The sequence below is a fragment of the Pseudomonas sp. S3_G06 genome (assembly GCF_054667565.1).
In genome coordinates this window covers 5,624,347-5,638,861 of record NZ_CP162738.1, presented here as the reverse complement: position 1 = coordinate 5,638,861, position 14,515 = coordinate 5,624,347, and the positions used below count along the sequence as shown (strand labels likewise).

Sequence of the window (14,515 nt, the reverse complement as noted above, 5' to 3'; positions counted from 1 at the left end):
CGCCATGCCGCTACTCCATTACAAGGAGGTTCCCGAATGTTCGATTTCCACCCCCAGCTCAAGCAGCGCTTTGCTGCCTTGCGCACGGGCGCTGAATTTTTTTCCCTGCGGTATGTGCGCGAGTCCGGACAGTTTCTGTCGGTGCGCAAGAACGTCGCCGAACCGCCGAGCCTGAGCCGCGATGAAGGGGCGATGCTCACCGTGCGCGTGAATGGCGTCGAAGCCTATGCGGCGACCAATGACCTCTCGCAACAAGGCCTGCAAGCCGCCCTCGAGCGCGCCGAACAACAGGCCCGCCGGCTCAAGCCGCACGCCTTGCTCGATCTGCGCGAGCAGACGCTGTCCAGTGACCGCGCGGATTATTTTTCACCCAACCTCGAACAGCCCTTCCCGTCCCTGAGCGAATGCTTCGATCTGCTCGGTGCGGAATCCGCCTCGGTGCCCAAGGATGAGCGCCTGGTCAATTGGCAGGTGAGCATCGGCATCACTAACGTCGAGCAGATCTACCTGAGCAGCGCCGGCGCTGAATTACGCCAGGCCCAGCGCTTCGTCTATCCGAGCCTCGACGTCACCGCCTACGACGGCAACGACAGCCAGACCCGCAGCCTCGGCCGCGAGAACTTCGGCCAACAGGGTGGCGCCGACGTCATCAGCCGCTGCGGCCTGGTCGGTGCCGGTCCGCAAGTCGCCGAACAGGCCCTGCAACTGCTGCTCTCACCGAACACCCCGCAAGGCCCGCGCGACCTGCTGCTGATGCCTGATCAGATGATGCTGCAGATCCATGAATCCATCGGTCACCCGCTGGAGCTCGACCGTATCCTCGGCGATGAGCGCAATTACGCCGGCACCAGTTTCGTCAAGACCAGCGATTTCGGCAGCCTGCAATACGGCTCCAACCTGCTCAACGTAACCTTCGACCCGGGCATCCCGGAAGAACTCGCCAGCTACGGCCATGACGACGACGGCACTGCGGCGAGCAAACAATTCCTGATCCGCGACGGCCTGTTGCTGCGGCCATTGGGCGGGGCGCTGTCGCAATATCGCGCCGGCCTCGATGGCGTTGCCAACAGCCGCGCCTGCGGCTGGAACCGGCCACCGATCGACCGCATGGCCAACCTCAACATCGAGCCGGGCGATCAGACGCTGGAGCAGATGATCGGTGGTATCGAGCACGGCATCCTGATGAGCACCAACCGCTCGTGGTCGATCGACGATGCGCGCAACAAATTCCAGTTCGGCTGCGAATGGGGCCAGTTGATCGAGCATGGTGAACTTAAAGGCGTGGTGAAAAATCCCAACTACCGGGCCATTTCCGCGCACTTCTGGAAGAGCCTGCGCGCCGTCGGCGATGCCAACACCGTCAAGGTGCTGGGCACGCCGAACTGCGGCAAGGGCGAACCGAACCAGGTGATTCGCGTCGGCCACGCTTCGCCGGCCTGCGTATTCAGCAACATTGATGTGTTTGGGGGAGACGCCTGATGAGCATTTCGAAGCGTCAGTCCGACGCCTTCAAGGTCATGGTCAACTGGCTGCGCGACAGCGTGCGCGAGCCGGAACAGTTCACGCTCAGCTACGCCGCCGAAGCCTCGGCGTTCGTGCGCTTCAATCACGCCAAGGTGCGCCAGGCCGGGCAAGTGCAACAGGCCAACGTCGGCCTGAAACTGATCGACGACGGTCGCCACGCCGACCTGCAGATCACCTTGTCCGGGGATCAGGAAGCCGATCTGCAACGCCTCGCCGAAGGCTTGCAGCAACTGCGCGAAACCCTGCCGCTGCTGCCGCAGGATCCGTACCTGCTGCTCAATCACAACAGCTGGCAGAGCACGCACGTACAAGCGCATCCGCTGCCGGACACCGAAGATGTCGTCGGGCAAATCTGCGCTGCCGCTGAAGGTCTCGATCTGGTCGGTTTCTATGCTGCCGGCCCGATCAGCCGCGGTTTCGCCAGCTCCGCCGGCGCGTTCGGCTGGCATGAAGCCAACAGTTTCAACTTCGACTTCAGCCTGTTCCATGAAAACGGCGAAGCGGTGAAGGCCAGCTACGCCGGGCATGACTGGAGCGACGAGGGCTTCGCCCGGCGTTTCGCCCAGGCCCGCGAACAGCTGGAGTTTCTCGGCCGACCGTTACGCACTTTGGCACCGGGACAGTACCGCGCCTATCTGGCACCGGCAGCGCTGGAAGAAATCATGGGCATGCTCAGTTGGGGCGGGTTCTCGGCCCAGTCGATCGCCAGCAAGAGCAGTCCGTTGCAGAAACTCTACGTCGGCGATCAGGCGTTCAGTCCGCTGGTGTCGCTGGATGAGAAAGTCAGCGAATCCCTGAGCCCGGCGTTTTCCGCCGAGGGATATCCGCGCAGCGATCTGCGTCTGATCATCGAAGGCCGGGCCGGTGAGCAGCTGGTCGGTTCGCGCAGCGCGGCGGAATACGGTCTGGCGGCGAACGGTGCGGGCGGTGGCGAGATGCCCAGTGCATTGAACATGGCCGCCGGTGATCTGTCGCAAGCAGAGATCCTCAAGCAGTTGGGCACCGGGCTGTACATCAGCAACCTGTGGTACCTGAACTACTCGGATCAACCGGCGGCGCGCATGACCGGCATGACCCGCTTCGCGACCTTCTGGGTCGAGAACGGCGAGATCCAGGCGCCGGTCAGCACCATGCGCTTCGACGACAGCGCCTACAACCTGCTCGGTTCGCAGTTGGAGGCACTGACGACCGAGCGTGAGCTGCTGCTCTCGGCGAGTACCTACAGCCAGCGCAATACCTCGTCATCGCTGCTACCGGGGGCGCTGGTCAGCCGGTTGACCCTAACGCTGTAAAACAAAGCTCCCCGGCACACAGGGGATCAACTGTAGGAATAGAAACTGTGGCGAGGGGATTTATCCCCGATGGACTGCGCAGCAGTCCCGCTTTTTTTGGGGCCGCTGCGCGACCCAGCGGGGATAAATCCCCTCGCCACAGGGTTTCATGTTTGAACAAAAATCTGGATTAACCACCCACAAGAGGTTCCATGCCCAACCGCCCGCCTCTCGACGCCATCACCGCCCGCTGGTTGCCGTGGGTCGTTGCCATCGCGTTCTTCATGCAGTCCCTCGACGGGACCATCCTCAACACCGCGCTGCCGGCCATGGCCAGCGATCTGGCCGAAGACCCGTTGCGCATGCAGGGCGTGATCATCGCCTACATGCTCACCGTGGCCCTGCTGATCCCGGCCTCCGGATGGATCGCCGACCGCTTCGGCACCAAGAAAATCTTCTTCGGCGCCATTCTGCTGTTCAGTTTCGGCTCGTTGCTGTGCGCGTTATCCAGCAGCCTGAGCATGCTCATCGGTGCGCGGGTGATTCAGGGCCTCGGCGGTGCGCTGATGTTGCCGGTCGGGCGACTGGTGGTGCTGCGTGCCTACCCGCGCTCGGAACTGGTGCGGATCATGGGTTTCATCACCATTCCCGGCCTGCTCGGCCCGCTGATCGGCCCGACCATGGGCGGCTGGATGGTGGAATACGTGACGTGGCACTGGATCTTCCTGATCAATCTGCCGGTCGGGGTGATCGGCTGTTATGCGGTGTGGAAGTTCATTCCCGACCTGCGCGGCACGGAGCGCACGCGCTTCGATAGCCTCGGGTTTCTGTTGTTCGGCGCGGCGATGATCCTCATCACCATCGCCATGGAAGGCCTTGGCGAACTGCACCTGCCGCACCTGCGGGTGATGCTGCTGCTGTTCGCCGGCATGGCCTGTCTGGCGGCGTACTGGCTGCGCGCCGGGCATATCGAGAATCCGCTGTTTGCGCCTTCGCTGTTCAAGACCCGCACGTTCGCCGTGGGCATTCTCGGCAACCTGTTCGCTCGACTGGGCAGCGGCGCTTTGCCGTTTCTGGTGCCGCTACTGCTGCAAGTGGCGTTGGGTTACTCGCCGTCGCAAGCGGGGATGAGCATGTTGCCACTGGCCGCTGCGGCGATGATCGCCAAGTGGGTCGCGCGGCCGCTGATCGAACGCCTCGGCTATCGCATCGTGCTCACCGGCAACACGCTGGCGCTGGGGATCATGCTGGCGAGCATGGGCCTGGTCAGCGAGCAGACGCCGTACTGGCTGCTGCTGTGCCTGCTAGCCGTGCTAGGTGCGATCAACTCGCTGCAATTCACCGCGATGAATACGGTGACGCTGATCGACCTCGACGATGCCAGCGCCAGCAGCGGCAACAGTCTGCTGTCGGTGGTCGCGCAGTTGTCGCTGAGCCTCGGCGTGGCTTGCGCCGGCGCGCTGCTCGGCGGCTTCACTGCGAAGGTCGGCAACGATGGCGTGGAAACCGTGCTCGGCGCGTTCCAGCTGACCTTCGTCACGGTCGGCGTGATGGCGATGCTGGCGGCGACGATCTTCTCGCAACTGTCCAAGGAAGACGGCCGCCGCGCGAAACGGCCGCAGGAGCACATCGAACACTGATTGTGCTGGAGGACATCTGTGGCTGCTGAAGGACTTCCGTGGCGAGGGGATTTATCCCCGCTGGGTTGCGCAGCAGCCCCAAAAAGCTTGGATGCGGTCAGCCGGATGAATTGAGGTGGCAGGTATTGGGGGGTGCTGCGCACCCCATCGGGGATAAATCCCCTCGCCACAGATAAATCCCCTCGCCACAGAAATCCCCTCGCCACAGGTAATCCCTGCCTCGGGTTCAATCGCTGTTCGTCCAGAACTGTCGAGGAAACTGGCAAGGGGCTGCTACACTGCGCGACATTTTGTTTTGCAGGCCAGTCCCGTGACCACCATCGCCACCGCTTTTAATACTCTGCCGCTGTCCGCCGCCATGCTGGCTAACCTCGAATCACTCGGTTATGCCCAGATGACGCCGATCCAGGCGCAGAGCTTGCCGGTGATCCTCAAGGGGATGGACCTGATCGCCCAGGCCAAGACCGGCAGCGGCAAGACCGCCGCGTTCGGCATCGGCCTGCTCAACCCGATCAACCCGCGCTACTTCGGGTGCCAGGCGCTGGTGATCTGCCCGACCCGCGAACTGGCCGACCAGGTGGCCAAGGAAGTCCGTCGTCTGGCCCGCGCTGAAGACAACATCAAGGTCCTCACCCTGTGCGGTGGCGTGTCGTTCGGCCCGCAGATCGCTTCGCTGGAGCACGGCGCGCACATCATCGTCGGCACTCCGGGGCGCATTCAGCAGCACCTGCGCAAGGGTTCGCTGGTGCTCGACGGCCTGAACACGCTGATCCTCGACGAAGCCGACCGCATGCTCGACATGGGCTTCTACGACGCCATCGAAGACATCATCATCAAGACCCCCGAGCGCCGGCAGACTCTGCTGTTCTCCGCGACCTACCCGGTGGGCATCAAGCAACTGGCCTCGAAATTCATGCGCGATCCGCAGACCGTCAAGGCTGAAGCCTTCCACGACGACACGCAGATCGAGCAGCGCTTCTACGAGATTTCCCCGGAAGAGCGCATGAGCGCGGTGACCAAAGTCCTGCACCACTTCCGTCCGGCGTCCTGCGTGGCGTTCTGCTTCACCAAGCAGCAAGTGCAGGAAACCGTCGATCACCTGACCGCCAAAGGCATTTCCGCTGTTGGCCTGCACGGCGATCTGGAACAGCGTGAACGCGATCAGGTGCTGGCGATGTTTGCCAACCGCAGCACCTCGGTGCTGGTTGCCACCGACGTCGCGGCCCGTGGTCTGGATATCGATGCGCTGGACATGGTGATCAACGTCGAGCTGGCGCGCGATTCGGAAATCCACATCCACCGCGTCGGCCGTACCGGTCGCGCGGGCGAAAAAGGCATCGCCATCAGCCTGGTCGCGCCGTCCGAAGCTCATCGTGCGCAAGCCATCGAACAACTGCAGAAAGCGCCGCTGAACTGGGATCAGATCGACAACCTCAAGTCCCAGGGCCTGGCGCCGCTGCAACCACCGATGACCACTCTGTGCATCGGCGCTGGCCGCAAAGACAAAGTGCGCCCGGGCGACATTCTTGGCGCACTGACCGGCGAAGCGGGCATTCCCGGTGCGCAGGTCGGCAAGATCGCGATCTTCGATTTCCAGGCCTACGTCGCCGTTGAACGCACCGTGGCCATGCAGGCCTTGCAGCGCCTGAACGACGGCAAGATCAAGGGCCGCTCGTTGCGCGTACGTATTCTGTAAGCGATCTTCCATCCATAGGAGATCCCCTGTGGGAGCGAGCCTGCTCGCGAATGCAAACTGTCAGTCGACATCATTGTTGAATGACACAACGCTTTCGCGAGCAGGCTCGCTCCCACAGTTTGTTTTGTAGCGACCCACCAAGAGGACACCGTTTTGCGCTCTACCGAAGTCGTGATCATTGGCGCTGGCGCCGCCGGCTTGATGTGTGCCCTGACCGCCGCCGGGCGCGGGCGTCAGGTGTTGCTGCTCGACCACGCGAACAAGGCCGGCAAGAAAATCCTCATGTCCGGCGGTGGCCGCTGCAATTTCACCAACATGTACACCGAACCGAGCAATTTCCTTTCGCAGAACCCGCATTTCTGCAAATCGGCGCTGGCGCGTTACACCCAGTGGGATTTCATCGGTCTGGTCGGCAAACATGGCGTGCCGTACCACGAGAAGAAACTCGGCCAGCTGTTCTGCGATAACAAATCCAGCGACATCCTCGGCATGCTCCTTGATGAATGCGATCAGGCCGGCGTCGAGCTGCACCTGGACACCTCGATCCAGACCATCGAAAAAACCGACAGTGGTTACCTGCTCGACACCACCCTCGGCCAGGTCCAGTGCCAGTCGCTGGTGATCGCTACCGGAGGCCTGTCGATCCCGACTCTCGGCGCTACCGGTTTCGGTTATCAGGTCGCCAAACAGTTCGGCCATGAGCTGCTGCCGACCCGCGCCGGTCTGGTGCCGTTCACCATTACCGACCAGCTCAAAGAGTTGTGCACAGAGCTGTCCGGCACCTCGGTGGATTGTCTGGTCAGCTGCAATGACCAGAGCTTTCGCGAGAACATTCTGTTCACTCACCGTGGCCTCAGCGGCCCGGCGATTCTGCAGATTTCCTCGTTCTGGGAACCCGGCGACACGGTGGAAATCAACCTGCTGCCGGATCACGACGCGGCGAGCTGGTTGCAACAGCAAGTCGCCGAGCGTCCGAACAGCGAGCTGAAGACTTTGCTTGGCGAGATCTTCACCAAGAAGATGGCCAATCTGCTGGCGGACAACTGGTTCGTTTCCAAACCGATGAAGCAGTACACCCACGCTGAACTGGCGGAGATTGCCGAGAAACTCGGCAGCTGGAAGGTTGTGCCGGCGGGGACTGAAGGCTATCGCACGGCTGAAGTGACCCTGGGCGGCGTCGACACCCGCGAGGTGTCGTCGAAGACCATGGAGTCGCTGAAAAGCCCCGGCCTGTACTTCATTGGTGAAGTGCTCGACGTCACCGGGCACCTGGGCGGCTTCAATTTCCAGTGGGCCTGGGCCTCTGGTTACGCTGCGGCGCAGTTCGTCTGACCGGAACAACACTCCCCGTGTAGGAGCTGCCGAAGGCTGCGATCTTTTGATCTTGTTTTTACAGATCAAAGTCGAAAGATCGCAGCCTTCGGCAGCTCCTACAGGGGGGGGCGGGCGATCAAGGAACACTTTTTGCTGTCAGATGTGCTCGGCGCCATTGCGTCGGCGTCATTACTGGCTCAATTTAGCGGCATCGCCTCGGAAGGCCTTCGCACTTCATGTCCTCGACCTCGTTTCGTCAGTCTTTGCGGCGCCTGTGGGCGCTGGATAAATTCAGCTACAGCGTACGGGTATTCATCGCCCTGACCGGCAGCATGGCGCTGTGCTGGTATCAGGATGAAATGGGCCTGCTGATTCCGTTGTTCCTCGGCATCATCGCCAGCGCCCTGGCCGAGACCGACGACAGTTGGCAGGGCCGCCTGAATGCGCTGGCGGTGACGCTGGTGTGTTTCAGCATCGCCGCGCTATCGGTGGAATTGCTCTTCCCCTATCCGATCATTTTCGCCGTGGCCCTGGCGCTGGCCAGTTTCGGCCTGACCATGCTCGGCGCACTGGGCGAGCGTTACGGTGCGATCGCCTCGGCGACGCTGATTCTCTCGGTGTACACGATGATCGGCGTCGATCAGCGCGGCGGCGCGGTTACCGATTTCTGGCATGAACCGATGCTGCTGGTCGCCGGCGCGGCGTGGTATGGCCTGCTCTCGGTGCTGTGGCAGGCGCTGTTTTCCAATCAACCGGTGCAGCAAAGTCTGGCGCGGCTGTTCCGTGAACTGGGCCTGTACCTGAAGCTGAAATCCTCGCTGTTCGAGCCGGTCCGGCAGATGGACGTCGAAGCCCGCCGCCTCGAACTGGCGCAGCAGAATGGCCGGGTGGTCGCCGCACTGAACACGGCCAAGGAAATCATCCTGCACCGTGTCGGCAACGGCCGACCGGGCTCGAAAGTCAGCCGGTATCTGAAGCTGTATTTCCTCGCTCAGGACATCCACGAACGCGCCAGCTCTTCGCACTACCCATACAACGCGCTGGCCGAGGCGTTCTTCCACAGCGACGTGCTGTTCCGCTGCCAGCGCCTGCTGCGCCAGCAAGGCAAGGCCTGCCGGGCCTTGGCCGAGTCAATCCAGATGCGCCAGCCGTTCATCTACGACGCCAGTTTCGCCGAAGCCCTGAACGACCTGCATGCCTCCCTCGAACATTTACGCATCCAGAGCAACCCGGCATGGCGCGGCCTGCTGCGCTCGCTACGCGCACTGGCGGCCAACCTCGGCACCCTCGATCGCTTGCTCAGCGATGCCAGCAACCCCGATGCCCTGGCGGATGCCACCGACAGCAGCCTGCTCGACCGTTCACCGCGCAATCTCAAGGACGTGTGGATTCGCCTGCGTACACAACTGACGCCGACCTCGCTGCTGTTCCGCCATGCCCTGCGCCTGCCGCTGGCACTGAGCATCGGCTACGGCATGGTGCACCTGATCCACCCGTCCCAAGGCTACTGGATCATCCTCACCACGCTGTTCGTCTGCCAGCCGAACTACGGCGCCACCCGGCGCAAGCTCGGCCAGCGGATCATCGGCACGGCCATTGGCCTGACGGTGGCCTGGGCGCTGTTCGATCTGTTCCCCAACCCGGTGGTGCAATCGTGCTTCGCCATCGCTGCCGGCGTGGTGTTCTTTACCAACCGCACCACCCGCTACACCCTGGCGACGGCGGCGATCACGATCATGGTGCTGTTCTGCTTCAATCAGGTCGGCGACGGCTACGGGCTGTTCCTGCCTCGGCTGTTCGATACCTTGCTGGGCAGTTTGATTGCCGGGCTGGCGGTGTTCCTGTTCCTGCCGGACTGGCAAGGCCGACGCCTGAACAAAGTGCTGGCCAACACCCTGACCTGCAACAGCATCTACCTGCGCCAGATCATGCAGCAATACGCCGCCGGCAAGAGCGACGACCTCGCCTATCGACTCGCCCGACGCAACGCCCATAACGCCGATGCCGCACTGTCGACGACACTGGCGAACATGCTTATGGAGCCGGGGCATTTCCGTAAGGAGGCGGATGTCGGCTTCCGTTTCCTGGTCCTGTCGCACACTCTGCTCAGCTACCTGTCCGGCCTCGGCGCGCACCGCGAAACGCAGCTGCCGGCCGAGGTTCGTGAGCATCTGATCGAAGGCGCCGGGGCGAAACTGGCGAGCAGCATCGACGAAATCGCCCAAGGCCTGGCGAGCAAGCAGCCGATCGCCATTCAGAGTGATGAAGAGGAAGCGCTGGCCACCGAGCTGGAGCAGATGCCGGACGAGATTGATGAAGGGCAGCGCCTGGTGCAGACGCAATTGGCGCTGATATGCCGGCAGTTAGGACCGCTTCGGACATTGGCGACGCATCTGATCAAAGAGGTCTAGCTGCAAGCTGCAAGCTGCAAGCTACAAGCTACAAGCCGAACGCAACCCGGCTTCTAACTTGAAGCTTGCAGCTCGAAACTTGTAGCTCCCAACTACATTCCATGCCGCCGCAATAACTTCTCATAAGTCCCGTCAGCCTTCATCGCTGCAATCGCCCGATCAAACCCGGCGACGATCTGCTCATGCTGCGGATTCTTCAGGCTGACCAGAATATGCAGGCTGTTCTCACTCAACGGCTTGGGTAAAAACTCCACCGAATTGCGCACCTTGGCCGATTCCCGCGCCAGGTAATACTTCGCTACGTACTCATCCTCAAGCGTCAGCTTGACCCGATCCGCCGCGAGCATGCGCACGCCCATGGCGAAGTTGTGCACAGGAACTTTCTGCATCGCCGTGTCGGCATCAAAAGGTGCGAAATAGGCGTACCCGCGCACCACTGCAATCGGATAGGTGTGCAGTTGCTCGAGGCTGTTGTATTCAATAGGTGCGTCTTTACGCTTGAGGAAGCGGATGCGGTTGATCAGGTACTCACCGGAAAACTGGCCGATCTGCGTGCGCTCGTCGTTGTACCAAGCGTTGACCAGCACGTCGTAACGCCCCTCGCCAATCCCCAGCAATGCGCGCGCCCATGGCACTTGCTCGTAACCGCTGGCATAACCGGCGCGAGCCAGTGCGGTGCTGACAATGTCAGTGGCCAGTCCACCGTTGACCAGTGCATCGTCGGTAAACGGCGGCCAATTATCGAACGCCAGCCGCAGCTTCTGCGCCGCAGCATCCTGGCCCAGCACCAGCAGTCCGATCAAAGCAACGGCTTGAAGCAATCGCAGCATGCTTGAACATCCTCAGCGGGCAACCGCCCGACGTGGTTTCACGTCAAAACCCAAGGCCCCTTACCGGCAAAACCCAAGCATTGAACATTAGCTCATGGGAGCCAGTGGACAGTGCTCTTGAGCAGATTACACAAAGTCGCAGCCAGCGCGAGAAAGGAATAGTGGCATTTTGACCTTTATCACAGACTGTTGCGCCATACAGACATACGGCGCTGCTGCGCTTAGTATCGGGCGACATGGTCAAGGAATCGAAAAATGACAATCGAGTGGATCTGCAAACATCATCGCGATTTGGGCAAAGAGCAGTTGTACGCCTTGTTGAAGCTGCGCTCTGACGTATTCGTGGTCGAACAGAAATGTGCTTATCCAGACCTCGACGGCCAGGATCTGGAGGGCGATACCCATCACCTGATGGGCTGGGAGGATGATCAGCTGATGGCTTATCTGCGCCTGCTCGACCCGGAATCCCAGGGCGGCGACGTGGTGATTGGCCGCGTGGTGACCGCGCCCGCCGGCCGTGGCAAAGGGTTGGGCCACGCGATGATGGAACAGGCGCTGAAGCAGGCCGAAAAGCACTGGCCGCAGGTACCGATCTATCTGTCGGCGCAGGCACACTTGCAGGGGTATTACGGCAAGTACGGGTTTGTCGCAGTCGGCGAGGAATATCTCGAGGATGACATTCCGCACATCGGCATGCGTCGGTCATGAAGGCCCTTTCGCGAGCAGGCTCGCTCCCACAGGGAATGCATATCCATTGTGGGAGCGAGCCTGCTCGCGAAGGCGTAAGAACCGTCGGCGCAGAAATCAGGGGTATTCAAGCACCGCTTTTATCTGCCGCAAATTGCGCTCGATCCAGCCGCGATCAATCGCTCCCCACTCGCGAATCCGATAGCGCCCGGCATGATTGCGTGCGCCCTCTTCCTGTTCGAACTCACAGATGATGTCCAGATCGGCCAGCGCGGCAATCGTGTCCTGCGCCGTGCGTCGCGGCATGCCGGTGACTTCGGTCAGCGTCGGCACACTCGGCGCCAGGCCGCTATCGATCAGATAAGCCACGTACAAACGGCGATAGAAACTGCTTTTGGTCTTGCTGACGTCCATCCACACCTTCCTGATTGGTCAAGCCTGCATATCCTGCCACGTCAGGTACACACGCAGATCGAACTCGATCTGGTGATACCCCGGCAGCATGTGCTCGCACAGTTTATAGAACGCCTTGTTGTGATCCGATTCCTTGAAGTGCGCCAGCTCGTGCACCACGATCATCTTCAAAAAATCCGGTGCGGCGTCCTTGAACAGCGCGGCGATGCGAATTTCCTTGTTGGCCTTGAGCTTGCCGCCCTGCACTCGTGACACCGTGGTGTGCAGACCGAGCGCGCGGTGGGTCAGGTCGAGGCGGTTGTCGAACAGCACTTTGTCGATGGCCGGCGCATTGCGCATGTACTGCTGCTTGAGATCCAGCGCGTAGCTGTACAAGGCCTTGTCGCTCTGCACGTCGTGTCGCCCTGAATAGCGCTGATTCAGGTATTCACCCAGACGCCCTTCGGCAATCAGTTGGCGCACCTGATCCTGCAATTGCGCGGGGTAGGCCTGGAGGTACTTCAACACAGTCATGGACGGGCAGCACGGTTCGAAAAAGGTGCGCCAGTGTAGCGAATTCAGCCAGGCAGCGCGCTCCAGTCGAACGGCTCGGCGAAGCGCACGGCGTCCTCGGCGACCAGAGGGCGCGCCACCAGGAAGCCCTGCACGTATTCGCAGCCATGCGCTTGCAGCCACTGATATTGCTCGAGGGTTTCCACTCCTTCGGCGATCACCAGCAGGCCGTATTGCTTGCACAGGTCGATGACCATGCGCACCAGCGCCGCATCGCGTGGCGAGTCCGGCAGGCGCGCGATCAAGTGGCGGTCGAGCTTGAGCGTGTCCAGTTCCAGATCGCGCAGATGCGCCAGCGAGCAAGGCCCCGAACCAAAATCATCCAGCGCCACGCGCACCCCGAGATGACGCAGCAGCCGCAGTTGCTTGCGGGTTTCGTCCGGGTTTTGCATCAACGCTTCTTCGGTGACCTCGACTTCCAGTTGCCGCGGTTGCAGCGCATGGCGTTCCATGACTTGACGCAACTCAGTGACCAGATTCGGCAGGCCGAACTGGGTGTTGCTCAGGCTCACGCCGAGCACCAGATCTTCGGCGAACAAGGTTTCCCAGGCTTTGCGCTGCCCGGCGCCACGGTGATAGATCCAGCTGCCGAGGCGACTGATCAAGCGCGCCTCTTCCAGCAACGGCAGAAACAACCCCGGTGGCACATCGCCGACGCTCGGATGCTGCCAGCGCAGCAACGCTTCGAACCCGCGGATCTGTCCGCTGCCGATCGCCACCTGCGGCTGATAGACCAGATTGAAATCACGATTCTCGATGGCCTCGCGCACACTGTCTTCAAGCATCAGACGCGAGCGTGCGCGGCCGTTCATTTCATGATCATAGAAACGATATTGCTGACGCCCGGCACGCTTGGCTTCGTACATGGCAATGTCCGAAGCGCGCAGCAAACCGTCGAGATTGCGCCCACAGTCGGGATAAGTAGCAATGCCGATACTGGCGCCAAGAACGATATCCAGGCCTTCGATCTGCTGACAGACCGATACCCGTTCGATGAGTTTTTCGGCAATCTTCGCCGCTTGCTCAGGGAACTCCAGATCCAGCAGCGCGGTGAATTCATCGCCGCCCATGCGCGCGAGAATATCGAACGGCCGCAGGCACGCCTTCAGTTGCTCGGAAACCCAGCGCAACACGCGGTCGCCGGCGTCATGGCCGAGGGAATCATTGACCCGTTTGAAGCCATCGAGATCGAGGTAGAGCAGCACCCAGCTGCTGTCGCTGCGTTCGCCGCGCAACAGCAGGTTTTCCACGGTCTGGTAGAACCCGCGCCGGTTGAGCAGCCCGGTCAGCGGATCGGTCACCGCCTGAAACTCCAGTTGCTGGTGCAAGTGACGCACCACCGACATGTCCAGCACCGTCACCACCATCGCGTGCTGCTCCGAGGGCAGCGGTGCGCAGGACAACGCCACCGGCACTTGCTGACCGGGCGCTGTACGCAGCAACGCATCATGCAGGCGCAGGGTTTCGCCACGTTGGTAGCCGGCGTAGAACTCGGAATCGGCCCACAGGGGAATGTGTGGCTTCTGCAGGAAATCGAGAAACTCCTTGCCTTCCAGATCCTTCACCGGCGCATTGAGCAGTCGCGAAATCGCCGGGTTGGCGAAGCGGATCACGCCGTCCTCGCTCAACACCAGAATGCCTTCGGCGGCGTTGTCCAGCACCGAGGCATTGAAGGCGCGCGCCACTTCCAGGTCATGACTCAGGCGTTGCAAGGCACGACGATTGCGCTGGTGCTCGAGCAGCGCCTGGACCTTGGGCTTGAGGATTTGCGGATCGAACGGCTTGAACAGGTAATCCACCGCGCCGCTGGCATAGCCCTTGATCACGGCGTCCTGGGATTGCTCGTTGGCGGTGAGGAAGATGATGGGGGTCAACCGCGTGCGCTGGCTACCGCGCATCAGTCGCGCGACCTCGAAACCGTCCATGCCGGGCATCTGCACATCAAGCAGAACCAGGTCGATGTCGTGTTCGAGCAAAAGGTTCAGCGCCTCGAAACCCGAGGCGGCGGTCATCACGTGCCAATCCTGACGCTGCAGCAACGCGCGCATGCTGATCAGATTTTCGGGGTAATCATCGACGATCAAAAGGACCGAGCTGCCTTCACCTGGCTGGGGTTGCGCGCATTCCATGCTGCTTCTCTTATCGGGACCGGTTGCCGGCAAAACCATAGACGTAC

Annotated in this window: 11 protein-coding genes; 7 read left to right on the top strand and 4 right to left on the bottom strand. The window is 61.5% G+C overall.

The window, feature by feature from the left end; translation table 11 throughout:
- Positions 1-36: 36 nt before the first annotated feature.
- The 6 genes from AB4N47_RS25180 (at position 37) to yccS (ending at position 9,856) form a co-directional block, all read left to right on the top strand.
- Complete coding sequence (locus AB4N47_RS25180) at positions 37-1,479, top strand: TldD/PmbA family protein (RefSeq protein ID WP_130902436.1); 1,443 nt, start codon at positions 37-39, stop codon at positions 1,477-1,479.
- Positions 1,479-2,816 (top strand): TldD/PmbA family protein, encoded by a 1,338-nt coding sequence (locus tag AB4N47_RS25175; protein WP_341638078.1) that lies wholly within the window; start codon positions 1,479-1,481, stop codon positions 2,814-2,816. Before AB4N47_RS25180 ends, AB4N47_RS25175 begins: the two co-directional genes overlap by 1 nt.
- A 191-nt stretch (positions 2,817-3,007) precedes the next feature.
- Complete coding sequence (mdtD, locus tag AB4N47_RS25170) at positions 3,008-4,435, top strand: multidrug transporter subunit MdtD (protein ID WP_042606617.1); 1,428 nt, start codon at positions 3,008-3,010, stop codon at positions 4,433-4,435.
- Positions 4,436-4,793: 358 nt separating this feature from the next.
- Positions 4,794-6,131, top strand: a complete 1,338-nt coding sequence (gene dbpA / locus AB4N47_RS25165) for an ATP-dependent RNA helicase DbpA (protein WP_263979255.1) — start codon at positions 4,794-4,796, stop codon at positions 6,129-6,131.
- A 153-nt stretch (positions 6,132-6,284) separates the two neighbouring features.
- Positions 6,285-7,463 (top strand): BaiN/RdsA family NAD(P)/FAD-dependent oxidoreductase, encoded by a 1,179-nt coding sequence (locus AB4N47_RS25160; protein WP_095181362.1) that lies wholly within the window; start codon positions 6,285-6,287, stop codon positions 7,461-7,463.
- 218 nt (positions 7,464-7,681) lie between these two features.
- Entirely contained in the window at positions 7,682-9,856 is a 2,175-nt protein-coding gene (yccS, locus tag AB4N47_RS25155) for a YccS family putative transporter (protein ID WP_341638079.1), read from the top strand.
- Between the two features lie 92 nt (positions 9,857-9,948).
- On the opposite strand, the gene AB4N47_RS25150 is transcribed toward yccS, so the two are convergent.
- Complete coding sequence (locus AB4N47_RS25150) at positions 9,949-10,686, bottom strand: substrate-binding periplasmic protein (protein ID WP_341638080.1); 738 nt, start codon at positions 10,684-10,686, stop codon at positions 9,949-9,951.
- 255 nt (positions 10,687-10,941) lie between these two features.
- Here AB4N47_RS25150 and AB4N47_RS25145 point away from each other — a divergent pair, with 255 nt between their 5' ends.
- Positions 10,942-11,394, top strand: a complete 453-nt coding sequence (locus AB4N47_RS25145) for a GNAT family N-acetyltransferase (RefSeq protein ID WP_056786498.1) — start codon at positions 10,942-10,944, stop codon at positions 11,392-11,394.
- A gap of 96 nt (positions 11,395-11,490) precedes the next feature.
- On the opposite strand, the gene AB4N47_RS25140 is transcribed toward AB4N47_RS25145, so the two are convergent.
- Genes AB4N47_RS25140 through AB4N47_RS25130 form a run of 3 tightly spaced genes read right to left on the bottom strand, consistent with a single transcriptional unit; the run spans position 11,491 to position 14,468 of the window.
- On the bottom strand, positions 11,491-11,787 hold the full coding sequence (locus tag AB4N47_RS25140; protein ID WP_016772794.1) for a winged helix-turn-helix domain-containing protein: 297 nt from the start codon (positions 11,785-11,787) through the stop codon (positions 11,491-11,493).
- A gap of 18 nt (positions 11,788-11,805) precedes the next feature.
- Positions 11,806-12,300, bottom strand: a complete 495-nt coding sequence (locus AB4N47_RS25135; protein WP_341638081.1) for a M48 family metallopeptidase — start codon at positions 12,298-12,300, stop codon at positions 11,806-11,808.
- 44 nt (positions 12,301-12,344) lie between these two features.
- Positions 12,345-14,468 (bottom strand): putative bifunctional diguanylate cyclase/phosphodiesterase, encoded by a 2,124-nt coding sequence (locus AB4N47_RS25130; protein ID WP_341638082.1) that lies wholly within the window; start codon positions 14,466-14,468, stop codon positions 12,345-12,347.
- Between the last annotated feature and the right edge of the window lie 47 nt (positions 14,469-14,515).